29 protein-coding genes are annotated in these 23,097 nt (G+C 34.8%); 14 read left to right on the plus strand and 15 right to left on the minus strand.

Annotated elements, in window-relative coordinates; genetic code table 11:
* Positions 1-619: 619 nt before the first annotated feature.
* Positions 620-2,272: a DEAD/DEAH box helicase gene (locus D569_RS0118025; RefSeq protein ID WP_018933833.1), complete on the plus strand. Its 1,653-nt coding sequence runs from the start codon at positions 620-622 to the stop codon at positions 2,270-2,272.
* Positions 2,269-3,066 (plus strand): YqhG family protein, encoded by a 798-nt coding sequence (locus D569_RS0118030; RefSeq protein ID WP_018933834.1) that lies wholly within the window; start codon positions 2,269-2,271, stop codon positions 3,064-3,066. The genes D569_RS0118025 and D569_RS0118030 overlap by 4 nt, the downstream gene beginning before the upstream one ends.
* 24 nt (positions 3,067-3,090) lie before the next feature.
* On the opposite strand, the gene D569_RS0118035 is transcribed toward D569_RS0118030, so the two are convergent.
* The gene (locus D569_RS0118035) at positions 3,091-3,273 is read right to left on the minus strand and encodes a YqzE family protein (RefSeq protein ID WP_018933835.1); all 183 of its coding nucleotides are present in this window, start codon (positions 3,271-3,273) and stop codon (positions 3,091-3,093) included.
* 51 nt (positions 3,274-3,324) lie between these two features.
* A complete protein-coding gene (locus D569_RS0118040; RefSeq protein ID WP_018933836.1) occupies positions 3,325-3,825 on the minus strand; it encodes a shikimate kinase in 501 nt (166 codons plus the stop codon).
* 110 nt (positions 3,826-3,935) lie between these two features.
* Here D569_RS0118040 and comGA point away from each other — a divergent pair, with 110 nt between their 5' ends.
* From comGA to D569_RS0118080, 8 genes are all read left to right on the plus strand, one after another.
* A complete protein-coding gene (comGA, locus tag D569_RS0118045) occupies positions 3,936-4,922 on the plus strand; it encodes a competence type IV pilus ATPase ComGA (protein ID WP_018933837.1) in 987 nt (328 codons plus the stop codon).
* A complete protein-coding gene (gene comGB, locus D569_RS0118050) occupies positions 4,894-5,943 on the plus strand; it encodes a competence type IV pilus assembly protein ComGB (RefSeq protein ID WP_018933838.1) in 1,050 nt (349 codons plus the stop codon). The genes comGA and comGB overlap by 29 nt, the downstream gene beginning before the upstream one ends.
* Positions 5,944-5,960: 17 nt before the next feature.
* On the plus strand, positions 5,961-6,179 hold the full coding sequence (comGC, locus tag D569_RS23145; RefSeq protein ID WP_018933839.1) for a competence type IV pilus major pilin ComGC: 219 nt from the start codon (positions 5,961-5,963) through the stop codon (positions 6,177-6,179).
* Positions 6,180-6,257: 78 nt separating this feature from the next.
* Positions 6,258-6,695, plus strand: coding sequence for a competence type IV pilus minor pilin ComGD (gene comGD, locus D569_RS0118060; RefSeq protein ID WP_018933840.1), 438 nt, complete (start codon positions 6,258-6,260; stop codon positions 6,693-6,695).
* The gene (locus tag D569_RS0118065; protein WP_156823002.1) at positions 6,682-7,035 is read left to right on the plus strand and encodes a type II secretion system protein; all 354 of its coding nucleotides are present in this window, start codon (positions 6,682-6,684) and stop codon (positions 7,033-7,035) included. Before comGD ends, D569_RS0118065 begins: the two co-directional genes overlap by 14 nt.
* Positions 6,986-7,438: a ComGF family competence protein gene (locus D569_RS24135; protein ID WP_083939077.1), complete on the plus strand. Its 453-nt coding sequence runs from the start codon at positions 6,986-6,988 to the stop codon at positions 7,436-7,438. Before D569_RS0118065 ends, D569_RS24135 begins: the two co-directional genes overlap by 50 nt.
* The gene (locus D569_RS0118075) at positions 7,404-7,757 is read left to right on the plus strand and encodes a hypothetical protein (protein WP_018933843.1); all 354 of its coding nucleotides are present in this window, start codon (positions 7,404-7,406) and stop codon (positions 7,755-7,757) included. The genes D569_RS24135 and D569_RS0118075 overlap by 35 nt, the downstream gene beginning before the upstream one ends.
* Before the next feature lie 140 nt (positions 7,758-7,897).
* A complete protein-coding gene (locus tag D569_RS0118080; protein WP_018933844.1) occupies positions 7,898-8,140 on the plus strand; it encodes a DUF2626 domain-containing protein in 243 nt (80 codons plus the stop codon).
* A 41-nt stretch (positions 8,141-8,181) separates the two neighbouring features.
* Here the strand turns inward: D569_RS0118080 and D569_RS0118085 are convergent, their stop codons facing one another.
* Positions 8,182-8,805 (minus strand): MBL fold metallo-hydrolase, encoded by a 624-nt coding sequence (locus tag D569_RS0118085; RefSeq protein WP_018933845.1) that lies wholly within the window; start codon positions 8,803-8,805, stop codon positions 8,182-8,184.
* 145 nt (positions 8,806-8,950) lie between these two features.
* On the opposite strand from D569_RS0118085, the gene D569_RS0118090 reads away from it, so the two are divergent.
* A complete protein-coding gene (locus D569_RS0118090; RefSeq protein WP_018933846.1) occupies positions 8,951-9,130 on the plus strand; it encodes a DUF2759 family protein in 180 nt (59 codons plus the stop codon).
* 605 nt (positions 9,131-9,735) lie between these two features.
* On the opposite strand, the gene D569_RS0118095 is transcribed toward D569_RS0118090, so the two are convergent.
* The 4 genes from D569_RS0118095 to D569_RS0118110 form a co-directional block, all read right to left on the minus strand.
* Positions 9,736-11,628 (minus strand): LTA synthase family protein, encoded by a 1,893-nt coding sequence (locus D569_RS0118095; RefSeq protein WP_018933847.1) that lies wholly within the window; start codon positions 11,626-11,628, stop codon positions 9,736-9,738.
* 142 nt (positions 11,629-11,770) lie between these two features.
* Positions 11,771-12,730 carry an ROK family glucokinase gene (locus D569_RS0118100; RefSeq protein WP_018933848.1) on the minus strand — a complete coding sequence of 320 codons (960 nt, stop codon included), beginning with the start codon at positions 12,728-12,730 and terminating at the stop codon, positions 11,771-11,773.
* 12 nt (positions 12,731-12,742) lie between these two features.
* Complete coding sequence (locus D569_RS0118105; RefSeq protein ID WP_018933849.1) at positions 12,743-12,934, minus strand: YqgQ family protein; 192 nt, start codon at positions 12,932-12,934, stop codon at positions 12,743-12,745.
* Positions 12,935-13,115: 181 nt separating this feature from the next.
* Positions 13,116-14,573, minus strand: a complete 1,458-nt coding sequence (locus D569_RS0118110) for a spore germination protein (RefSeq protein WP_018933850.1) — start codon at positions 14,571-14,573, stop codon at positions 13,116-13,118.
* Between the two features lie 106 nt (positions 14,574-14,679).
* Here D569_RS0118110 and D569_RS0118115 point away from each other — a divergent pair, with 106 nt between their 5' ends.
* Entirely contained in the window at positions 14,680-15,549 is an 870-nt protein-coding gene (locus D569_RS0118115) for a hypothetical protein (RefSeq protein ID WP_018933851.1), read from the plus strand.
* Positions 15,550-15,754: 205 nt separating this feature from the next.
* On the opposite strand, the gene D569_RS0118120 is transcribed toward D569_RS0118115, so the two are convergent.
* The 4 genes from D569_RS0118120 to rpmG all read right to left on the minus strand — a co-directional run bounded on the left by D569_RS0118120 (position 15,755) and on the right by rpmG (position 18,434).
* Positions 15,755-17,311: a rhomboid family intramembrane serine protease gene (locus D569_RS0118120; protein ID WP_018933852.1), complete on the minus strand. Its 1,557-nt coding sequence runs from the start codon at positions 17,309-17,311 to the stop codon at positions 15,755-15,757.
* 74 nt (positions 17,312-17,385) lie between these two features.
* The gene (locus tag D569_RS24485) at positions 17,386-17,562 is read right to left on the minus strand and encodes a hypothetical protein (protein WP_018933853.1); all 177 of its coding nucleotides are present in this window, start codon (positions 17,560-17,562) and stop codon (positions 17,386-17,388) included.
* Between the two features lie 53 nt (positions 17,563-17,615).
* Entirely contained in the window at positions 17,616-18,194 is a 579-nt protein-coding gene (locus D569_RS0118130) for a 5-formyltetrahydrofolate cyclo-ligase (protein WP_018933854.1), read from the minus strand.
* Between the two features lie 90 nt (positions 18,195-18,284).
* Complete coding sequence (rpmG, locus tag D569_RS0118135) at positions 18,285-18,434, minus strand: 50S ribosomal protein L33 (RefSeq protein ID WP_018933855.1); 150 nt, start codon at positions 18,432-18,434, stop codon at positions 18,285-18,287.
* Between the two features lie 242 nt (positions 18,435-18,676).
* Between rpmG and D569_RS0118140 the strand changes: the two genes are divergently transcribed.
* Together D569_RS0118140 and D569_RS23150 are read left to right on the plus strand one after the other, a co-directional pair.
* Entirely contained in the window at positions 18,677-19,024 is a 348-nt protein-coding gene (locus tag D569_RS0118140; protein ID WP_018933856.1) for a hypothetical protein, read from the plus strand.
* Positions 19,025-19,051: 27 nt separating this feature from the next.
* Positions 19,052-19,567, plus strand: coding sequence for an endolytic transglycosylase MltG (locus D569_RS23150; protein ID WP_018933857.1), 516 nt, complete (start codon positions 19,052-19,054; stop codon positions 19,565-19,567).
* Between the two features lie 33 nt (positions 19,568-19,600).
* Here the strand turns inward: D569_RS23150 and phoU are convergent, their stop codons facing one another.
* The 4 genes from phoU to pstC are packed head-to-tail and all read right to left on the minus strand — an operon-like array spanning position 19,601 to position 23,036.
* Positions 19,601-20,260, minus strand: coding sequence for a phosphate signaling complex protein PhoU (phoU, locus tag D569_RS0118150; protein WP_018933858.1), 660 nt, complete (start codon positions 20,258-20,260; stop codon positions 19,601-19,603).
* 49 nt (positions 20,261-20,309) lie between these two features.
* Positions 20,310-21,143, minus strand: a complete 834-nt coding sequence (pstB, locus tag D569_RS0118155; protein ID WP_018933859.1) for a phosphate ABC transporter ATP-binding protein PstB — start codon at positions 21,141-21,143, stop codon at positions 20,310-20,312.
* 52 nt (positions 21,144-21,195) lie between these two features.
* Entirely contained in the window at positions 21,196-22,080 is an 885-nt protein-coding gene (pstA, locus tag D569_RS0118160; protein WP_018933860.1) for a phosphate ABC transporter permease PstA, read from the minus strand.
* Positions 22,080-23,036 (minus strand): phosphate ABC transporter permease subunit PstC, encoded by a 957-nt coding sequence (gene pstC, locus D569_RS0118165; protein WP_018933861.1) that lies wholly within the window; start codon positions 23,034-23,036, stop codon positions 22,080-22,082. Before pstC ends, pstA begins: the two co-directional genes overlap by 1 nt.
* Between the last annotated feature and the right edge of the window lie 61 nt (positions 23,037-23,097).

The following is a 23,097-nucleotide window of genomic DNA, read 5'->3' on the forward strand; positions in this document are numbered from 1 at the left end:
TACTGCATTTTGATGAGTTCTTACATGCGCTCCGGCAAGATACTTCGCTTTCCACGGGCACGGCCTTATCCTCCTCAGAAAGCAAAGATCGCTTTCCTGCGGGGTCTTCGGCTCGCACTGTTCCCGTAGGAGTCTACGTATCTTGCCTCCGCTTTGCGTAATGTTCTGATTATTGAAAGAAGTAACACACGGGTACTGGTTCCCGAGTATTTCCTCTTATATAAGGTAGAATTATTTACACAGCGTAGGCAGAATACGGAGACTCCTGTGGGACAGCGAGAGATGAAGATCCACTTTGCAAAGTGGTTTCCTCTGCAAAGTTAGCTGAAGCCGAGCCCACGGAAAGCGCAGTATTCTGCCGGAGCGGTATCCCAGCACTCCTTATGGAAAGAATGGAAGAAAGCCACTAAACGGAATTTTCATTACTACGCAGTATGTATCTGGTGGTAAGTATTACTTGATTCATTTCAAAACAGCCATTATATATTTTTCGATTAAGAAATGGTCACTTCTAAACATTTTTACTATATATGTAATAATTGATTCGCTTAGAAATGTATAACTCTCGCTAATCTGACCACAATAACAGTACAAATGTATCAATGATAGGATGGGTGTTATGAGTATACCAATTTCAAGAGATGAAACATTTATAGAGGAGTACGACGAAGCAATCAAAACCCCGTCTCAGTTAGCAGATTGGCAATTATTTAAGCAATCTTATCAAATTGCAGAAACCATGAAAATCCCTAGTTTCAAAGATCTTGTCGCACCTAAGTTTTTACCTCATTTAGAATTTTTACCTCATCAAATAGAATGTGCTGAAAAAGTAATTCAACATATGAACGGCAGAGCCTTGTTAGCTGATGAGGTAGGTTTAGGGAAAACGATTGAAGCTGGTTTGATTTTAAAAGAGTATATGTTAAGAGGCTTAGTTCAAAAAGTACTTATTTTAGTTCCAGCTTCCCTAGTTAATCAATGGGCATTGGAATTGAATCAGAAATTTCTAATCCCTGCAGTGACATCTGGAAAAAGAGTTGATTGGCAAAATACTAATATCCTTATTAGTACATTAGATACCGCTAAATCTGCTAGACATCGCCAAGCAATTCTTGAACAGGACTATGACTTTGTTATTGTCGATGAGGCACACAAATTAAAAAACCATAAAACAAAAAATTTTCAGTTTGTCCAACAATTATCGAAAAAATATTGCTTGTTATTAACCGCTACACCTGTTCAAAATAAATTAACTGATATCTTTAATTTAATCAGTCTATTAAAACCAGGTTACCTTGGAACTTATGAAGATTTTATCCAACAATACCGGGAACAAAAACGAAAAGTGGATGAAGATCCGTATTTGAAACAATTAATTAGTAAAGTAATGGTCCGTAACCGTAGATCAGATACAGGTGTTCATTGGACAAAACGAGAAATCGAAACCATTTGGGTACCTTTTACAGATCAGGAACTGGAAACTTATCATCAGGTTGAACAATTTTTTAAACATAACACTGCTATATCTTCAATCACGTATGTAAGAGAATTCTGTAGTTCTAGGGAAGCATGTTACCTTTCGATAAAAAAATGGATACAGCAACAGGAAAACATTGACTTACCAGTAGTAAAAGATTTATTAGCAGCCATTGAGCAACTGCCACATCATGCTAAAGCATTAAAATTAGTAGAGTTAATCAAATCATCTGATGAAAAATTTATTGTATTTACAGAATACCGAGCTACACAAATTTATTTACAGTGGCTTTTACAACAAGAAAAAATTCCAGCTGTCATTTATCGAGGTGGCTTTAAAAAAGGGAAAAAGGATTGGATGCGCCAGTTATTTCAAAATCACGCACAAGTAATGATTGCAACAGAAGCAGCCGGTGAAGGTATTAACCTTCAATTCTGTCATCGTTTAATTAACTATGACCTGCCTTGGAATCCTATGCGTCTTGAACAAAGAATCGGACGAATTCACCGCTTCGGCCAGGAAAATGATGTAAAAATATATAATTTCGCTTTAAAAAATACGGTAGAAGAACATGTCATGAATTTGTTATACAATAAAATTCAACTGTTCGAGAATGTGATTGGTCACCTAGAACAAATTCTAAGTGATTTAAACCTTCCAAATATAGAGCGAGAAGTGGAACAGATTTTTGAAGAATCTAAATCTGTTGGCGAATCTAAAATCAAATTAGATAATTTAACATCTGTCATTCAATCCTACCAACAAGACAATGAAGCCAAGGAGCATTTACTATGATTACTAATTTACATGATTTCTTACATCAGTACTTTACCATTCATGATTGTGACGTTATTACAGAAAGTAATACTGAAATGACGATAAGACTAACACGTGAACTGGATCAGGTATTAATGAACCGACCTTTTTATTGGCATTATATGGACAAAATCGGGCGAGTCGGTGAACCGATGTCCTTGTATTTGGATACTAGCACGAAAAAAAAAGATAATAAAAAAGAATGGATCCATTTTGGTAGTCCTCGTCTTCAGCAAATATTTCATCATATTAAGCAAAATGCCCGCTTTACGATCCTATATGAAGAAACAAGTGGGGATATTAAAACACCATTACATCCTTGGTTAGTTACTAATATTATGGTGCATTATCGTGGCAAACAAAAGAAAGAATCGATTCATTCGATAGGTCTTCAATTAATTAACGGGATGATGAAAGCAAATATGATGAAACACCTGGATGCATTTACAATGGATCTTAGAATGAGTGATTACAGTTTTACGATCTCACCAATTATTAAACCAGAAAGCGGGTTCAAAAGGATTTTTCATTATTTGGAAAATTCTTTATTAGATGAAGATATGCAATGGGTCGAGGAATCTAAAAAAGCTTTGCGTGAGGAGATTCAGTTACTGGACTACTTCTTTCATCAACAAGAGGAAAATAAAGAAATACTTGAAAAAGAAAAAGAAAGGCTGACAGAACGTCTAGAGCCTCGTATAGAGATTGAGATTATTAATGCTGGTCTCTTTTATCTTACGGAGAAGTCGAGTCAAGCCATTATAAAAGACTAAAACACCAGCAGTGCTACTGGTGTTTTAGTCTTTTCTTTTCTGAATCAGTAATCGGAACGCAAATGGAAGTACACCGAACCACTTATTGGAGTACGCTATTTCCTGTTGTTTTCTTGCTTCTTTGAGTTTTTTCCGTTCATCTTTCGGTGTATCCATATACTTCACAATTCTTTGCGTCATGTATTTGACATAATCATTGTTGGCCAACAGAATCACACCTTTATCATTTTACTGTCATTTTTTCCAACAATCATTATTTTATACATTTATTTTTGTAAGTATCTCAGCAGCAATAGCTTCTACATTTTTCCCATCTGTATCAATGACGTAATCTGCTACTTCGAGATACTTAGGTAATCGTTTTTCCAGTAGCTGTTGTTTATCACGTGATTGATTATTCCAGATCGGACGTGAAACATCATCCCTTAATCGTCGTTCTATCTCCTCCCAGGACGTTTGTAGAAAAACAACTGTCCCATTTGATTGTAACCATTTACGATTCACTTCCTTTTCAATAATTCCCCCACCTGTAGCGACAATCGTATTTTGATTATTCGTCATATGTAAAATATTGGTTTCGTATTCCCTGAACGTTTCTTCCCCTTTTTCTTTAAAAATGGTTGGTATATTCATTTGATAATGTTCCTCGATCATTTGATCAGTATCTTGCACTGACCACTTTAATGCAGATTGCAGATAGGTTGCAATGCTTGTTTTCCCACTCCCCATAAAACCGACTAAATAAATACTACTTTTCATCTTCACGTCCTCCAAATTTTTTCTGAAATTTTTTATATTTTGCAGGAATTAACCAATTGCTGTCGAATATAAGTATTGTACCATGATAAAAAATGGAGGTGAATAATTATTTGAATAAAGCTTCAGCCATTTCCAATCGAATTCTCCAGGCTGCTATCGAGGCTCAAGCTTCAGATATCCACTTCGTTCCCCAAACTGATGATATCCATATCTTTTTTCGTTGTAATGGTAAACGAACCTTTCATACTTCTTTAGCAAAGAAGCAATATATGATGATCATTGCCTATTATAAGTTCACAGGAAAAATGGATATAGGTGAAAATAGAACTCCGCAGCAAGGAGCAATTCACTATCAATACCAAAGTCAAGTCTACTCATTGCGTCTATCAACATTACCTGCTAATAACTTAGAAAGCCTAGCTATCCGCATCTTACCCCAACAAAATATCTATTCCTTGGATCAATTATTTTTGTTTCCGCAACAACTTCAAATCATTCAACGTTGGTTACATTTTCAATCTGGACTGATTTTACTTACAGGTGCTACCGGATCAGGAAAGACAACAACCTTATATGCAATAATCAAAGCATTTATGGAAGCAAACTACTATCAAACAATAACATTAGAAGATCCAATTGAAAAACCATTAGATAACGTGTTGCAAGTGCAAATTAATGAAAAAGCGGGTATGACTTACGATGCGGGTTTAAAAGCGGCATTACGACATGATCCAGATATTATTATGGTTGGGGAAATTAGAGATCAAAAAACTGCGAAATTTGCTTTCCGCGCTTCGAATACAGGGCATTTAGTTTTATCAACGTTACATGCCAAAAGTGCACAGGGTACTATTCATCGACTGCTTGAAATGGGGATTAAACCAATAGATATGGAACATAGTTTAGTTGCAGTTGCTTCCATGCAGTTAGTATCTCTTGATTTAATCAAACGACCTAATCAACGAGCAGCAATATTAGAAATTTTGGAAGAACAGCAAATTCGTCAAATTCTTCAGAATGAACCATATATTGATCTATTTCGTTTTGATCATTTAAGGAGAAAAGCCTATGCTTATGGTTTTATCAAGGATCTTTAAGTCGAAGCAAAACCTTTCCACAAACGATCAATATCAGATACTTCATCGTTTCGAGCAATTATTTCACCATGGGTACAGTCTTAATGATGCTTTGGATGTTTTAATGTGGGAGAAACAATACACAACGATTGTGACTACGATCAAATTAGCATTACAACGCGGAGAAACTTTTATTGAAACGTTAGAACAAGTAAAATTTAACCCAGTGATCATTAGTTTCTTAAACATCTCCATCCAACACGGTAATCTTTCAGAAGGATTACAGCACTGTTGTCAAATGCTGAAGCAACGAAAAGAATTTCTATCGAAACTGAACAAACTTTCACGTTATCCGCTTTTTCTCTTCCTTTTCTTTCTATTGATTCTTTACTTTATGAAACATTCGATCTTTCCATCCTTTTCACAATTACTCGGCGCCAATACGAACATGAACAGTGTTTTTCAAAATGCTGAAATAGCTATCAACATGATATATTATGGTACGATCACAGCTTTTTTACTAGTCATTTTTCTAACCATTTGCAGCATCACGATGAAACAAATGCTATCAATCGAATCAAAGGTCCAACTTATTACCCGTGTCCCGATTTACAACAAATATAAGCGAATGCAAATTACTTATCTGTTTGTTACTCACCTTTCCAGCATGTTAACTAGTGGACTCACCATTAAAGATAGCTTAGAAGTGATTAAATCCGAACAAAAAGCCGATTTCATTTATTATTATGCTTCATTGATTAATGATCATTTAGCACAAGGATATGACTATTCTACGATATTACCCCAATGTCAATTGTTACAAGGTCAACTTTCCCAAATCATGTCGAAAGATCGAAATCAAGACCAACTTCAAAAAGAACTACATCTATACGCAGAACATCTCATTTTATCAATTGAAAGTTACTTAAAAAAGTGGATAAGCTTTATGCAACCATTTTTACTTAGCATTTTAGCTATATTTATTGTCTTTGTCTACTTAGCTTTAATGCTACCGATGTTTGATTATATGAATTCTATGTAAAAAAGGAGATGAAGTAAATGAAAAATAATAAAGGATTTACCTTAATTGAAATGCTAATTGTCTTAGCAGTGATAAGTATCCTGTTAATTTTGTTTATTCCTAACCTAGCAAGTAAAAGTGAAAATATTAATGAACAAGGTTGTGAGGCTTTGTTAACAATGGTTGAAAATCAACTGATCGCATATGAACTTGATGAAGGAAGCAAACCGGATAATCTTAGTGCTGAGAGTATGTAGCCTCGTTAACTTGTGACAATGGTAATCGAATCATCGTTTATGATGAGACAAAAGATGGTTTAGAAATAGTGGATAATAATGCTTCTTAATCAAAAAGGATTCACATTAGTAGAACTGTTGATTACCTTAGCTTTAAGTACCATTATTCTGATTATAAGTGGTAATTATGCTCTAAAAACGTATGATACACTTCAGTACAAGCAATTTATCAAACAATTTCATCAGGACATCCTTTATTTACAACAACTCGCTCTTACTCAGGATGATAACTTTTACCTTCACTTTGAACGAGAAAACCACCGATATCTTATTCGACAAGGTGGATTCGGTACTAAATTATTCGTCCGCGATTATCCTGAAACATGGATTATAGAACCGAATACGCTCGAATTCCCGATTCAATTTTCATATAAAGGAAATTTGAAAAAGCCTGGCACTATGAAAATTAAAACAAGGTTTCGAACGTATGTTATTACATGTCCATTTGGCAAAGGTAGATGTTATGATGCAGCATAAAAATAAACAAGCACAAGCCGGCTTCTACATGTTGGAAAGTCTGCTTGCCATTATGATATTTTTCACTGCTTGTCTAACGTTAATCCCGATTCAACATCAGCTGATGATCGAGAAAAAACTGATCAGAGAAGAGGATAAAGCTACCTATTTTCTCTCAAACAAAATGCATGAAGCTATATTAGGAAATTCAAATCAAGGTACCGAAATATTCAGGAATGTTATTAGTTCACCTTTAACCTTAACCATTACTTATTCAGATACATTAATAGAAGGATGTGTCACCTGGGATAATGTTAAACAACAGAAAGCAAAAAAATGCCAATATGCAATACCGCAATGAAAAAGGGTATATATTACTCGAATCTTTATTGTCACTACTATTTTTGTTTATATTAATGTCATGGTACAGTCAACTATTACTGATGTGGAAACAGGAGGATAAAGAACAATTGCCTATGGTTTACCATTTTCACCATATAATCGAAATAGAGGCTCAAACAGCCCATCAAATTATAACAAACAATAATCAGCTTTATTTTATGCAAACCAATGGTGACATAGTCACTATTTCCTTTCATCACCAGAAAATACGTAGACAAGTAAACAGTCGTGGGCATGAGGAAATTTTACGAGACATACAAGACTTTAGTTTAACAGAAAGAAAAGATGATATTACTATAGAACTTACTACAGATAGTGGTGAACAAATTGAAAAGATACTCATTAAAAAAACACAACAATGAGAAAGGATATATTTTTCCATTAACCAACTTTGTCATTTTGTTATTATTACTGCTCACATTTCATCAAATAAACCAACTTCAAAGTCAGAAAAGAATTCACCAATTAAATGACGAACAGTATAAATTAGAATGGCTCTATCAAAAAGCATACGCATCTGTGCTCCAAGAGAAAGAAGCACCTCCTTATTCCTATACATTTCCGGATGGTACAATAGACGTAATAGTAACTCAAAATGGTCAGAATAGTACTATTTATCAATTTAAAATGACCACGGATACGGGTGGTTACAGACATGTAAATATTGCCATCCCTCATTAAATGTATAAAAATTCCTAATTTCAAACATATTATGAACAATTACAAATAATTTTGATTCAACCGCTTAGAATAATTTACATTTTTGTTATACTCGTATATAATATGTGTGATACATAGTGATTTAAAAAGGAGGGGGAACAATGGATCGAGTTTTCCGTATGCTTGCTTTTTGGACAGGTATATTTACAGTTATGTTTTATGTTGGTCATATGGAAACAATGGCATATCTATTCCTTGCGCAAACGATCTTTTTCCTTGGTGTCGGGTACCTAAAATTGTCTGAAAGAATGTATATGTACTTATTCGCTGCTTATTGTACAGTTTTCTTTATTGGGTTTACTTTCTATACCAACTTCATTCTTGTTCCTGGATTTGGCCATTAAAACGATAAACGCTCTGATCTTAGTAGATCAGAGCGTTTTGACTATGATTGCACAAATGGATTCGTATCTTTTTCTTTTTGAATTTGCGTTTTAGGTCCATGGCCAGGATATACGATGTATGTACCTGGTAAAGTATAAAATTGCTGTCTAATACTCTCTTCTAATTGTTCAAAACTACCACCTGGCAAATCTGTACGTCCTATCGCTCCCGCAAACAAACTGTCTCCTCCAATAACGAATTGGTGATCATGGAAAACGAACGCTACCCCTCCTGGTGAATGACCAGGTGTATGGCGAACTTCTATAGATATACTGCCAAAATGGTACACCTTCATTTCTAGAAAATGATCAGCTTTATTTGCCTTTACTTCACCGACACCAAAAAGTCCAGAGCCATTTAAGTTTGGATCTTCCAGCCAATCACTTTCTAATTCATGAATATACACAGGTATTTGATAATGAGTCCTTACCTGTTCTAAAGCACCAATATGATCAAAATGTGCATGGGTTAACAAAACAGCTAACGGTTCCACTTTCATTTCTGCAATTTTATCGATAATCCTGTCACCGTCGCCAGCTGGATCGATGATAATGGCTTGTTTATTATATGCGACAATATAACAGTTAGTTGATAATGGACCTAAACCCATCTTTTCCACTCTCATGTTATGTATCACTCCTTTTCCTTTATGTTTTAATAGACAAATCATCCTTTTTGTTTTAAAATAAGTATGGATTAGATTTGTATACATATTATAACGTTAATAGTTCATAATGAAAATGGATTGACTGTGAGTAAGGGGGATGAAAATGGAATTAGCATTTATTATTCTTGTGGTAACGATTTTATGTGTGATTGCAGTTTTTCGTGAATTAAAATCCCAAAATATGTTCGGAGCAGCTTTTGCAGCTATTTCTGCCTTAGTTTTCGGATTCTTCTCGATCGCAACTCTATACTGGGAATTAATTCGACCATTATTCCAAAGCTAAAAACGCCTATATATAGGCGTTTTTTTGTGTATTAAATAGGGGGCTAACTGCACGTAATCCCTATACTGCGCAGTAACTTAGACATGGATTTGTTCTCCTCCGTACTGAATTTAGATGAGTGCATAATCGTCGCTGCGGAAAAATACTCCCTTTCCGGGGGCACGGCCTCAGCTAACTTTGCAAAGAAAAACAATTTGCAAAGTGGATCTTCGGCTCGCGCTGTTCCCCCAGGAGTGTCGCATTTTTCCGCAGCTTCGAATAGTGTTCTGGAAAAAAGAGAGGGAAGCAAGCGTATATATGCTCAGTAATTCTTTCCAATTCCTAATTCAGAACACTAAATATAGCGGAGGCAGAATACGGAGACTCCTGTGGGACAGCGAGAGCTGAAGATCCACTTGGTGAAGTGCCTTTCTTCACCAAGTTAGCTGAAGCCGAGCCCACGGAAAGCGCAGTATTCTGCCGGAGCGTATGTGAGCACTCATCATTAGGCAGAATGGGAGAAAGCTCACTTTTTCTCCTTTCATTACTTCGCAGTTTTTATCAATTATGAATCAGATCTTAAAATATAAAGGGATGAACTGTTATCAGTTCATCCCTTTTTGTACTTACTCATTCTCATTTTCAAAATCATAGAAACGTAATAGGTCTCCGAATATGATTTGATCTGAGTAGTTTAATTCTTTTTCAACCTGTTCTACATATGGCTGGCAAACAGAGTCTTCACCTTCACCAGCTAATTGATTGGTACTGTCAATCAATTCACCAGACTCACGGTCATAACATTGGTCTTTCGTATAGACATAATCATCTGTAATAAAACTACCATCACGAAGTGCAACAAAATCTTTTCGCTCTTCATCAAATAAATCTGTACCAAAAGATAAATCACTACCATCATCGATACCTAATAGATTCATTAAAGTCGGTTTTACATCAATCTGACCGGCAATCTCCGAAATAACTTCTCCATCTTGCCCAGGAATATGAACATAGAATGGAACTCGTTGTAATTGAACATGAAGATAATCTGTATATTCATCTTCATCTAAATATTGAATCATGGCTTTCTTGTGAAAATCACTAATACCATAATGGTCACCCATTAAAATAATAATGGAGTCTTCATATAACCCTGCTTCTTTCAAATAATCAAAATACTCTTCTACTGCTTCATCCATATATCTTACTGTTTGGAAGTATTTATTTAGCGTATTCGAATTAGAATCATAAGGATCGATCGTTGCATCTTCTTCATCTAAATCGAACGGATAGTGGTTCGTTAAGGTGATAAATTTAGAATAATATGGTTCTTCCATCTGTTCCATATATTTTATCGATTGTTTAAAGAAGTCCTTATCTTTTAATCCCCATCCGACAGAGTTTTCATCTGTTACTTCATATGCATTTTCATCATAAAAATGATCATAACCTATATTGTCATACATCACATCACGATTCCAGAAACTTTTATTATTGGCATGAAAAACAGCTGAATTATAGCCATTCTCACCAAGAATTTCAGGTAATGAATGATAATCGTTCTGAGCATGCGTAAAGTATACGGCACCTCTTGGCGAAGGGTATAATGAGTTTTCAATAATAAATTCAGAATCTGATGTTTTTCCTTGTTCAGTTTGGTGATAGAAATTTTCAAAATAGTAACTTTCATCGATCAAACTATTCAAGAATGGTGTTACTTCTTCACCGTGAAGCGTGTTATTTATGACAAAACTTTGCAATGACTCCAATGAAATAAAGATTACATTTTTATCTTCAGCGATACCATGTAATTCTTCATTACCGTCTGTAGTTGTTTCTTCCTTAATATAATCGGAAATTTCCGTTAATTCATTACCGTCTGCAAATACACGTTGTGCTTTTGATTTGGAATGCAATACAGCATCATAAACATGATAAGGAAATATCCCGATATTTTTGACTAAATATTCACGGTCAAACGTTCTTTGTAATAATTGAGGACGTTCAGCTTCAGCTAATGCATAGTTACCAATTAAGAATAGAATCGATAATACAAAAGCAACCCTCTTATATCGCTTGGTAAACGAGGCCGTTAATTCTGTACCGTATTTCTTCGCTAGAACCCAAACGAAAATAACATCAAAAAATAAGGCAACATCCCAGAATTTTAATAATCCTAGTACACTACTACCAAGGTCAGCTGCATTACTTCCTTGGAACAATAAAGGTATAGTTATAAAGTCTGAAAAGTTACGGTAAAAAACAATATTAAAATACAGTATCAAGGATCCTAAAAGTATACTATATTTAATATATTTCAATTGTCTTCTTTGATTAAATAAAATACTTAATACAAAGATAAAATAAGCAATTACAAAAGGATTAATAAACAAAATTAGCTCTTGCATCATGTTTTCTAACGATATAGCAAATACAAATCGATAAACGATATAAGTTTTTAATCCAAATAATAATGCTGCGATTATATATAAAGGCATTTGCAGCTTTTTATTAAACATTTGATTATCCTCCTCAAAATGATTCAACCCAAATTTCTATTTTTCTCTTTCTCTATTATAGACGATAAACATCACATAGAAGTTTCATAAATCTTAAAAAAAGTTACAATTAATTTACAATATTCATAGAATTTTATAATTGTTAACTATTTTGTAACACTAAATATGCACCACCATAAACACCTGCATCATTACCTAATTGAGCGATAACAAATTCACAAGCTTCGTTTGTTCGTGGTAATGTGTATTTTTCAAAAGATTCTTTTAAAGGTTCCAACAATGCGTTTCCCGCCTTTGAAACCCCACCACCAATAACAATCTTCGCAGGATTTACAGTAATAGCAACAGTAGCTAGTGTAAATCCAAGTACATCGAGCACATGTGCTAATAATGCCTTACTATCTTTATCACCTTCAGCAGCTGTCTCGAATACATCTTTTGTGGTAATTTCTCCACTATTGTCTTTACGTCTTTTTAATGCGTCAGCTTTACCATCAGCCATTAATTCTTCGGCTTGTCTGACAATCCCTGTTGCAGAAGTTACTGTTTCCAGACAGCCATTTCTGCCACAATTACATGCTGCTCCATCTTTTTCAACAGTTATATGTCCAATTTCAGCACCAGTACCATTTGCACCACTTACAATTTGTCCATTTGCAATGATACCTCCCCCGACACCAGTACCTAATGTCACTGCTAACATATTTTCTACTTGGTTACCTGAACCTTTCCAGTTTTCACCTAATGCCGCGATATTAGCATCATTGTCGACATACACGTTTAAACCAGATAATTCTTCCAGAATATCTTTTAAATAAAAATTTTCCCAGCCAATATTAACAGCTATAGCTACTTTACCCGTTTCCGGCTCAATGAAACCAGGAGCACCTACCCCCAATCCGGCACAACGTTCTTTCGTTAAATTTAATTCAGAAAGTTTATTTTCGATAGATAACCAGATATCCTTTGGGACATTTTCTCCTTGGTTAGCCAAATCTGTTGGTATTTCCCATTTCGCAATCAGTTCGCCCTGATTGGAAATAATCGCATTTTTTACGGTTGTCCCTCCAATATCAATGCCAATGAGTAAATCCTTCTCCATTTTTTCCACCCTTTATTTTATTTTTTCTTTTTCTTTTGTGATGATGATTTTTGCTTGCAGAAACTGCTCTTTTGTGATCACCTTCACTTGATACAGTTCATTAATTTCTTCTTCCATAAGTTCTAAGTCAGCTAAACGATCACCTATATAGATGATCGTTCCAAATTTTAATAATAATTTTCTTAAATCATAGATACTATCCATTTGATATCACCTAAAATATTATAACAAAGACAAATCTAAAAAGGAATAAAAAACTTTTTATGACGGTGCTAAGTGTCGGTTACTAAGCATTAAATAACAGAATGAAGTTAAGCGGGAGTTAACAGAGGTTAACAACCCTATGATAAATGGAGGCAAAACCTCCAATTATCAGCGTATCCCTTTATTGCCGATCCGGATCTTGTGGATTTAAGAAAGATGGTCGTTTGTGATCATTTGGTACCGGCTGACGAATCAATACATGAAGAAAAGCTTTTGCATCAAAGGGCATAAGCGGCCAGAAATAACCAATATAGAATGTCTTCAAGTTTGCCAGATATAATATATAGCCTGTTATCCCAATAACAAATCCTTTCAAACCAAAAATTGCAGTTATGAGGAGTAAAATAATCCTTGTCACACGGTTTGCCAAACTTAACTCATAACTAGGTGTAGCAAAAGTACCCATCACCACCGCTGCAAGATATAATACTACTTCATTTGAAAACCAACCTACTTCAACTGCTATCTGACCAATTATAATAGCAGATACTAATCCTAATGCTGTAGCAAGTGCTGATGGTGTATGTATAGCGGCCATACGCAATACATCTATCCCAACTTCCGCCACTAAAAATTGAACGATTAACGGTATTAAACCTACTTCTTTAGGACCGATAAATGCTAATTCTTCTGGAAGTAATCCCATTTCAGTTGATAACAAATAATAGAATGGTAATAAAAAAATCGATGCAAAAACAGCAATAAAACGTACCATTCGTAAATACACACCAATAAACGGTTTCTGACGATATTCTTCAGCGTGTTGTAAATGATGCCAAAAAGTCGCTGGTGTGATCATAACACTTGGAGACCCATCGATGATAATTAAAATATGTCCTTCATATAAATGTTCAGAAGCTGTATCCGGTCTTTCCGTATATCTGATGGTTGGATATGGATTCCACATTTTACCACTCAAATACTCCTCAATTGTCTTCTCGGCCATTGGCAGACCATCGGTATCGATCCTATCAAGATGTTGCTTTAACTTTTCTACCCTTCGCGGATCAGCAATATCCTCTAAATAACAAATACAGATATCAGTTTTTGATCTGCGACCAACTGACGTATATTCCATTCTCAATGATCGATCTCTTACTTTTCTTCTTGTTAATGCAGTGTTGAAAACAATTGTTTCCACGTAACCATCTCTGGAACCTCTAACCACCCTTTCTAAGTCGGGTTCTTCAGGTCCTCTGACTGGATACGTTCTTGCATCAATCATAATAATACGGTCCAATCCTTCAACTACTAGTGCAGTTGGACCCGCTAATACCTGTTCGGCAGCCTTATTTAAATCTTTTTCCAAATCAATTTCTACATATGGAATATTTCGTTTAATTAATTTTTCCAGTGTGTTCTCTTCTAGATCCCCTTCTTCTAATTCTGCTAAAAAACGCATCAAATAATGCAACATTTCATCTTTCACTAAACCATCAATTAAAAATAATGCCATCTTTTTCCCCGCATATTCCACATCCAGATGAATGAGGTCAAAGCTTTTATCTATCTCTAAATAATCATGTATATATTGAACATTTTCATCATAGTTATGATACAAACGTTTCTCTTGTTCCATAGTCATTCCCTCTTTCTCCATCACATTTTATCTATAGTCTTCTCTATATGATTGGTTTAATGCGGGATGATTTTGGACAAGCTGAAATCCATAAAAGAGGGATATCATGATAAAATCGAGAAAAGTACATATCATTACGTGCTTACTAATGATGTTGGCTGTGATACTTTTATTATTATCACAACGCTCAACCGAAGAAACCATTAAGTATTTCCCACCTGATTCCTCTATTTCATTTTCAGCTATTCATACAAATTTAAAACTGTTGACAGAAACAGGGAATGATCAATACATGGTAAAGTGGACGGCGAATAGCAGTTTAGACAAAAAAATATACCTTAGACAAGATATTTCACTATTGTATATGGATGGACGCCTGAAAGGAATGAAAGGTTTATGGAAGGAATCTGCGAAAGATATTGAGTTAGAAGAAGTTTTTGAAGAAAGTGATAGCAGTCATTTTCAAGCGATCAGTTTCCATCATGGAGAAATACATTATCCAAATGATGAAATCAAAAGTATTCAACAAATGTCAGATGATCATCTATATGTAATCGACTCGCCTCATACAGCATTGGAATCATTTAAAGAACCCGATTCACACATGCAGCAGGAGTGGAAAGAAACCATTGATAATACTACATCCCAACAATTACATTTTGCCTGGAAAGAATGGATAGATACTGCCAAAATTGAAATTGATAATTATCAACTATACCCTTTAACAAGCATTATTCAATTTCAAGAACAACCTATTAGTGGGTTAACACAAGAACAAACAGATCGAATTATTGGACAGCTTTGGGAAGGATTATATAAAAATTATATTTTACCTATTGCTAATCAATCCAAAAGCAACCAACAAATCATGCCTCTTGTTTTAATCGATAAAAACAATGACCACTTAATTGTACTTTTTATTGATGAAACGAATCAACTCGAAACACTATATCAACAATTATCTGTACAGGACTAAGAGACTGAGATTATTAAATAAGTAGAACGAGAATCCAAGCAATCTGAATTAAGCGTAGGCAAAATTCGCAGACACCTATGGGAAATCACGCGCGTCTCCGCTAACTGTGAAGTGTTTTTCTTCACACAGTTAGCTAAAGACCGCTCATGGAAAGCAAAGTATTTTGCCGAAAGCGGTATCTATACTCAAACTTTCATATTCGGATTTACTCTTTTGCCTCAGCCTCTTTCAATTCTTGGTATAATGTTTGATAACTAATTTCTCCATTGTTCAAATCTAACAATTGCTCCATAGCTTGTAATGCTTTATCGTATTCATTTTCCTGTTGGTACAGTATAGCTAAATTGTACCACGCTTCTTCAAAATCAGTTCTATGTTGCACTGCGGTTTCCAAGTCACTTTTTGCTATATCAAATGACTCTAAATAAATGTTAGCATAGGCACGATAAAAGAGTAACTCTGCCTCTAATTGATCAGCATACGGCAAAGTTCTGCTCACTATCTCCGTAACTTCCTGATATTGTTTCTCTTCTAACAATTGCTGAATGTGCTGAATTTGTAACGTTTCGTCATACTGTACATCCTCATTCGTTAATCCGAATGCCAAAAGACCGAACAGATAAAAAACATAGACTACAACGGCGATAAGCTGTTGCATAAACGCTTTTGTTTTTGGCAGCATGACGATACCTGAAGCAATAAATCCTCCCATTAACCCACCGATGTGGGCAGCATTATCGACCTGTGGCACACTAAAACCAAAAATAATATTTATAATAACAATAAAGATGACATTTGTCCCCATTGTCTTGAAGAAAACTTTGGGATTTTTCAAACCAAAATAAAGCAGTGCCCCAAACAAACCAAATAATGCCCCGGAAGCCCCGGCAGCAATACTTGGGTTTAGAGCAAAACTAGCCATTCCACCAGCAATACCAGCAAGGAAATAAATAATAACAAATCGAACATTTCCATAAATTCTTTCTACCAGTGTACCAATAAAGTATAAAGCAAGCATATTCAAGACCAAATGAAATATCCCTATATGTAAAAACATTGACGTAATTATACGCCACCATTCGCCTTCCAGCATAGCTACATTATACTTGGCACCGTATTGAATGAGCGTTTCAGGATTTATTGATCCTCCCCTATATTCCAACAGTATAAAAATAATAATATTAATCACTAAGATAAGATAAGAAAGGCGTGGCTTTCCTCTATTAAAAAGAGCTAGAATTGCTTTTTCAGCATCTTTTTTTATGTGTTGAATTTTATGTTTTAATGTTTCTGTTTGGTACTCTAATTCAAAAAGGTTGTCAGGGATCGAAAAAGTTAAGGGTTGGTGTAATTGAGCTTTCTGAAAAAAATGCGTTAACACTTCATCTCGATCTTGACCACACAGATAAACCAATGAATTATCAATTTTATTACTGGTCGATTCTCTGTTCATGAGATTACTCCAACTATCAACAGGTTCATATTCGACGATAAAAACATGATGAAATGAAAGGCTTTGTTTAAATAGAGGCAGTTGGATATTTTGTACAACATTTTTCTCAACTTGTTGTACAAACGCTTCTACTTCCCTATTCCAATCATATTGCTTTAATGATACTCTCACGATATCTACATTTCTTTTATTTGTCCTCCATAACAAATACTCCTCTTGATTAGAGGAAGCTGTTAAGAGTTCGAATTCCTCTTGTTCCATTAAATGAAGCACGAGTTTATTTTGAATAAATTGATTCTTGATAAACATGTGTACACCCACCTTATCACTATTCCAATCATACCATGAATAATAGCAGTTAGAATAATAATAAGGATATAGCGCTATTTAAACATGGAACCTATCATTTTATTACGGATATACGGGATATTCATGGCTAGTCGTACACCCCATTTTCGCAACAATGGTACATTTATTACTAACTTGGAGATACTGTTCCGAAATAGATATGCAGTTGTTCCAATTGCCGCCAAAAAGAAAAAAACTTTTGTCACTTTCATACTTATTCACTCCTACTGTTTGTTATCAAAAGTTTTTTCTTTTTTTTACATTTTTATGTATGTTTACAGTAAATTTTACCGAAGTTTGCTATCAGAATATCGACTGGCTTATCATGCTTTTCACCATTAATAGTATCAACAATCTGAAAATCTGCAGCAAGCGATACAGTATCACCTGTGAAATCTTGTAAATAGCGATCATAGAATCCCCCACCATACCCAATTCGTAAACCATTCTTACTAAATGCTATACCTGGTACAATCATCAAATCTATATTGTTTTTTTCAATAATCGAAGTTTCGGTTGTGAGAGGTTCCCATATATCAGCCCAGACCTTTTTTAATCGATCCCCAGCTTGATAGCGATGAAATGACATGGAATGGTCTTGAGGATTAGATTTTGGGATTGCAACCCTCTTTCCTTGTTGCCAAGCAATATGGATTAATGGTTCAGTGTCCCACTCCACCCCTTTTGAAATCGTTATACCGATCGTCTGAGCTTGCTGCCATACATCTGTCTGTAGTAATTTCGTCTGGATAGATCGTTCGATTAATTGCCTATTCACTATTTGCTGCCATTGCTTTAATATATTTTTCCGTTGTTGTTCTTTTACCAAAGATAACTTATCCATTCATAAGCACCGCCTATACATCAACTATTTGGTATCTCTATATAAGAAAAACTCCTACCAATCTTGGTAAGAGTTTTTCCGTTCATTTCATTATTTTGTTTCACGGTGTAACGTGTGTCGTTTCAAGCGTGGGCTATATTTTTTAAGCTCTAAACGCTCTGGATGCTTACGTTTATTTTTAGTCGTAATATAATTACGGTCACCTGTTTCAGTACAAGCTAAAGTAATATTAACGCGCATGGTTTTCCCTCCAAACTAAATCTTACATCATTCTTTTCAATATCGAATCATTACCTAGAATATAATAGCAAAAACCGACGATAATTTCAAGTATATGTTTTATTGTATTCTTAAATATGGTATAACTATATATGTAGATAAGGTGAGACTTCTATTCAGTGAGGTTATACCCTCACTGATTGTTAGTGGAATCTAACAAGAATTTAGTGTCCGTAATAATGATCAAAATTAGGAGGAAAGTTATGTTATATGCAACAATAGCTACAGTAATTATTATAGCCGTCATATTATGGATTGTATCGTTTTTTATGCAAGATAAGTTTAAACAACTAGAAGATCAATTTGAGCAGTTCTCGATTTCATCTTTGCAAGAAACGTATCAATTAAAAAAGAAGATTAGTATTCTGGAAGAAGAGTTATTGATTGATGATTTATCAGTAGAGCAAACAATCAGTCCTGTAAGCACTCAACAAACACCAATGGTAAGAAAGGTACAAGAATTATATCAACAAGGACATGATACAGATTACATAGCAGAACAACTGAATATCAATGAATATGACGTCATTTCAATGATTAAACAATTTTAAACTAGCCTAAAAGAATGAGGGATAACTTTGAAGCAAATTATTAGAGCCTTTTCTCTTGGATTATTTGTTGCAGCTGTCATAATCGGGGTTACATATTATGTAGAGAAACCGGAACAAGCTCAATCAACTTCTACCCCTACAATTGAAGATTCTATTAAACTAGTAGAAGATAATGGGTATTATGTATATGAAGACGATTTAGAGTCAAAGGTAACTCAATTAGAGCAAGAAATAGAAGAATTTCAACAAGATAGGAATAGTGAATCAGAAGAACCAACAGATGACTTAGATGATCAAACGGAAGAATCTGATACGGAAGAAGAAGGCGAAGAAATAACAATTACGATAGAATCAGGTATGACCATGCCAGAAATTGTGGCATTACTAGATGAGAATGAACTAATTTCTGATCAAGATGCATTTCTTTCCTATTTGGAAGAAAATGAGCTGAGTCGATTTATTCAAACAGGAGAATTTAATCTTCATCGTGAAATGTCGGTGGAAGAATTAACGAACACATTAACGAAACAAACAGAGGAGTAGATCATATATCTACTCCTCTTTCTTAATGTTATTTTAGTTGTTTAAATCTAATGACTCACCTTTCACCAAGTACATGACGTCTTCACCAATATTTGTTGCATGATCACCAATGCGTTCTACATATCTGCCGCTGAATGCCATTTGCATGATATGCTGAATTTTTTGAGGATTTGTTGCCGTTTCTTCTAATAATTCACGTAACATAGTGGAATACATATTATCCACCACATCATCCAATTCAGCTAATCTCCTAGCTAACGTAACATCTTCATTTTCATAAGACAAAATGGCTAAATCAATCATTTCTACTGCCATTAATTTCATTTCCTGAATAGAAGGATGTACTTCTATACCGTGATCCTCGCCTAAATGAATAGTTGATTTCGCCACATTTTTTGCGTTATCAGCCATTCGTTCTAGATCGTTGGAAATCCGAAGCGCAACAACTAATCTACGCAAATCTGTTGCAACAGGTTGTTGCCTTGCAATTAATACAATCGCTTCTTCATTAATTTTCATATCTAACTGATCAAGCTCTTTATCATTTTGAATGATTTGTTCTGCTTGTGAAACATCAGCCCGATATAAAGCATCAATTGCTAGATTAAGTTGTTCTTTTGTTTTTTTTGCTAATTCAATTATAAGTTCCTCTAAATGTTGCAACTCACCTTGGAAAGCTTCTCTACCTACCATTGTGTACTCCCTTTCCTATCAAACTCTTGATATATAACTATTCTGCTTATTAACCAAAACGACCAGTAATATAATCTTCCGTACGTTTATCTTTAGGGTTTGAAAAAAGTTGATCTGTCTCTGAAAACTCCACTACTTCGCCATTTAACATGAAAACAGTTCTATCTGATATTCTTGCGGCTTGTTGCATATTGTGAGTAACTATAATTATTGTATACTTTTGCTTTAGTTCCTTAATTAATTCTTCGATTTTTAATGTGGAAATAGGGTCTAAAGCTGATGTAGGTTCATCCATTAGAATAACATCTGGTTCTATCGCTAAACAGCGTGCTATACAAATTCTTTGTTGTTGACCTCCTGAAAGTCCATATGCATTCTCGTTTAAACGATCTTTTACTTCATCCCAAATAGCTGCGCCGCGTAGACTTTTTTCCACAATATCATCTAATAATGCTTTCTTTTTAATCCCATGGATTTTTGGTCCATATGCTACATTCTCATATATAGATTTCGGAAAAGGATTAGGCTTTTGAAAAACCATTCCTACTCGCGTTCGCAAGTCTTCTACATTCATCGCTTTATCTAAAATATTGTTTCCTTTATAGGCAATTGACCCTGTAGTACTTACACCAGGTACAAGTTCAACCATGCGATTCAATGTTTTAATATAGGTAGATTTACCACAACCTGATGGTCCGATAATTGCTGTAACTTCATTTTCCTTCATTTCTAAATTAATATCTTTTAGTGCATGGTTTTCAGAATACCATAAGTTTAAATTTTTTGTATCGTAAACAACACGTTTTTGTGTTGTATTATTTTCAGTAGTTGTATGATTATTACTTACTTCGATCTGAACTTTATTGTCAGTAGCCATACTCATTTTTTTCCACTCCTTAACTATGGTCTTGTTGAACTCTTGAAGCTAATAGCTGTTAGTATCTCTGTTGGAACTTATTCCGAATGATAATCGCAACTGAATTCAAAATAAATAAGATTAGCAATAATACAATGATCGTTGCTGCAGCTAAGTTTGCATATTCAGCAACTAAAGATGCATCAATTGTCCAATAATATATTTGCATTGGTAATGCAGTAAAAGTATCAAATAAACCGCCTGGAAAAGGAATCAATAATGCTGGGATTCCCAAAACTGTTAAAGGCGCAGTTTCACCAATTGCACGTGAAAGAGATAGAATCGACCCGGTTAGTATACTAGGTATAGCAGCCGGTAAAATGATTCTTCGAATGGTCTGCCATTTAGTAGCACCCATTCCATAAGAAGCCTCAGATAGATGGCCTGGAACTGCTCTTAATGCTTCCTGAGCTGATACAATAAGAATCGGTAAAACTAGTAAAGCTAAAGTTAAACCACCGGCTAATACCACATTCCCAAAATCCATCAAACGGACAAAAACTGTTAAACCTAATAAACCATAAACGATCGAAGGTACACCAGCTAAATTAGAAATATTCATCTCGATAAATGATCGAATAATACCTTTTTTAGAATATAACTCCAAGTAAATTGCTGAGCCAACTCCGATAATGAGTGTAACAGGAATAACAACTAACATCACCCATACGGTCCCAAGAATGGCTCCCATAATACCTGCTCTATCAGCATTTGTCGATAGTCGTGCGGTTATAAAATCCAGATCAATCCAAGATACCCCTTGAAATAATACACGAGCTATTAATACAACAAGTACTACTAATCCAAATAAAGTAGAGAGGAAAAATATAGACTTCCAAATACTATTTTTTCGCACACGAGCGTCCATTTTGTTGTTTTCGTGTAATGCTTCTAAGTTTTCCATTAATATTCCTCCCTAAATTTACGAGAAATATATTTCGCTAGTAAATTCATAATTAACGTAAATACAAATAAGGTTAATGCAACAGCATATAAACTATAATATAAAGTAGATCCTGCAGGAGCTTCCCCGCCAGAAACTTCTACGATATATGCTGTCATTGTTTGCATAGATTGTGTCAAATCAAACGTGAAATTTTTCGAACTACCACTTGCTATTGTTACTATCATCGTTTCTCCAATTGCTCTTGAAATAGCTAATACAAAAGATGCCATAATTCCTGAAAAAGCTGCAGGGATCACAACTTTAATTGTTGTTTCTAATTTAGTAGTTCCCATCGCAAGAGATCCTTCGCGAATTCCATTAGGAACAGATGTCATGGCGTCCTCAGATAGGGATGCAATCATTGGAATGATCATAACCCCCATTACAATACCAGGACTTAAAATATTGGTAGCCTCAACTTGTGGCCAAATACTGCGAATTAAAGGAGTTACAAATGTGAATGCAAAAAAACCATAAACAATTGTTGGAATACCTGCCAATACTTCTAACAATGGTTTTAATATTCTTCTCAACTTATCTGAAGCATATTCACTTAAATAAATAGCTGACATGATACCAATTGGGCCTGCAACAAGGATTGCAATAAGAGACGAAAAAATAGTCCCATTCAACAAAGGTAAAATTCCAAATTCAGGATTTTGACTAAGTGGTTTTAATTCCGTTCCTGTAAAGAAATCTAATATCGGAATTTCCATAAAGAAATGTACTGCTTGGCTGATTAGCGTATATAAAATTCCGATTGTTGTCAGAACCGTAATTGATGCGAGCAAGAAAAGAATGGCAGGAACTAGCTTTTCCATATAATTGTTTATACTTTTCTTTTTCTTGTTTTCAGCAATCAATTCACTGACATTAACAGCACTGTTTAGATTCGATCCGCTGCTTTTTGCCATTTCTTGGAGCACTCCTTCTTAAACTCACAATAAGATGAGGGCACAGATGCCCCCATCTTAT

Source organism: Gracilibacillus lacisalsi DSM 19029 (assembly GCF_000377765.1).
GTDB classification, from domain to species: domain Bacteria; phylum Bacillota; class Bacilli; order Bacillales; family Amphibacillaceae; genus Gracilibacillus; species Gracilibacillus lacisalsi.

Excerpts from the sequence above, each read along its gene's own strand:
- D569_RS0118105 (WP_018933849.1), bottom strand. The coding sequence starts at position 12,934 with ATGGATAGTATCTATGATTTAAGAAAATTATTATTAAAATTTGGAACG.
- D569_RS0118080 (WP_018933844.1), top strand. The coding sequence starts at position 7,898 with ATGGATCGAGTTTTCCGTATGCTTGCTTTTTGGACAGGTATATTTACA.
- rpmG (WP_018933855.1), bottom strand. The coding sequence starts at position 18,434 with ATGCGCGTTAATATTACTTTAGCTTGTACTGAAACAGGTGACCGTAAT.
- D569_RS0118100 (WP_018933848.1), bottom strand. The coding sequence starts at position 12,730 with ATGGAGAAGGATTTACTCATTGGCATTGATATTGGAGGGACAACCGTA.
- D569_RS0118115 (WP_018933851.1), top strand. The coding sequence starts at position 14,680 with ATGATAAAATCGAGAAAAGTACATATCATTACGTGCTTACTAATGATG.
- D569_RS0118110 (WP_018933850.1), bottom strand. The coding sequence starts at position 14,573 with ATGGAACAAGAGAAACGTTTGTATCATAACTATGATGAAAATGTTCAA.
- D569_RS0118040 (WP_018933836.1), bottom strand. The coding sequence starts at position 3,825 with ATGAAAAGTAGTATTTATTTAGTCGGTTTTATGGGGAGTGGGAAAACA.
- D569_RS24485 (WP_018933853.1), bottom strand. The coding sequence starts at position 17,562 with ATGAAAGTGACAAAAGTTTTTTTCTTTTTGGCGGCAATTGGAACAACT.
- D569_RS0118140 (WP_018933856.1), top strand. The coding sequence starts at position 18,677 with ATGTTATATGCAACAATAGCTACAGTAATTATTATAGCCGTCATATTA.
- comGD (WP_018933840.1), top strand. The coding sequence starts at position 6,258 with ATGCTTCTTAATCAAAAAGGATTCACATTAGTAGAACTGTTGATTACC.
- D569_RS24135 (WP_083939077.1), top strand. The coding sequence starts at position 6,986 with ATGTTAAACAACAGAAAGCAAAAAAATGCCAATATGCAATACCGCAAT.
- phoU (WP_018933858.1), bottom strand. The coding sequence starts at position 20,260 with ATGGTAGGTAGAGAAGCTTTCCAAGGTGAGTTGCAACATTTAGAGGAA.
- pstC (WP_018933861.1), bottom strand. The coding sequence starts at position 23,036 with ATGGCAAAAAGCAGCGGATCGAATCTAAACAGTGCTGTTAATGTCAGT.
- pstA (WP_018933860.1), bottom strand. The coding sequence starts at position 22,080 with ATGGAAAACTTAGAAGCATTACACGAAAACAACAAAATGGACGCTCGT.
- comGC (WP_018933839.1), top strand. The coding sequence starts at position 5,961 with ATGAAAAATAATAAAGGATTTACCTTAATTGAAATGCTAATTGTCTTA.
- D569_RS0118130 (WP_018933854.1), bottom strand. The coding sequence starts at position 18,194 with ATGGATAAGTTATCTTTGGTAAAAGAACAACAACGGAAAAATATATTA.
- D569_RS0118030 (WP_018933834.1), top strand. The coding sequence starts at position 2,269 with ATGATTACTAATTTACATGATTTCTTACATCAGTACTTTACCATTCAT.
- D569_RS0118120 (WP_018933852.1), bottom strand. The coding sequence starts at position 17,311 with ATGTTTATCAAGAATCAATTTATTCAAAATAAACTCGTGCTTCATTTA.
- D569_RS0118090 (WP_018933846.1), top strand. The coding sequence starts at position 8,951 with ATGGAATTAGCATTTATTATTCTTGTGGTAACGATTTTATGTGTGATT.
- D569_RS0118085 (WP_018933845.1), bottom strand. The coding sequence starts at position 8,805 with ATGAGAGTGGAAAAGATGGGTTTAGGTCCATTATCAACTAACTGTTAT.
- D569_RS0118065 (WP_156823002.1), top strand. The coding sequence starts at position 6,682 with ATGATGCAGCATAAAAATAAACAAGCACAAGCCGGCTTCTACATGTTG.
- D569_RS0118095 (WP_018933847.1), bottom strand. The coding sequence starts at position 11,628 with ATGTTTAATAAAAAGCTGCAAATGCCTTTATATATAATCGCAGCATTA.
- D569_RS0118025 (WP_018933833.1), top strand. The coding sequence starts at position 620 with ATGAGTATACCAATTTCAAGAGATGAAACATTTATAGAGGAGTACGAC.
- comGB (WP_018933838.1), top strand. The coding sequence starts at position 4,894 with ATGCTTATGGTTTTATCAAGGATCTTTAAGTCGAAGCAAAACCTTTCC.
- pstB (WP_018933859.1), bottom strand. The coding sequence starts at position 21,143 with ATGAGTATGGCTACTGACAATAAAGTTCAGATCGAAGTAAGTAATAAT.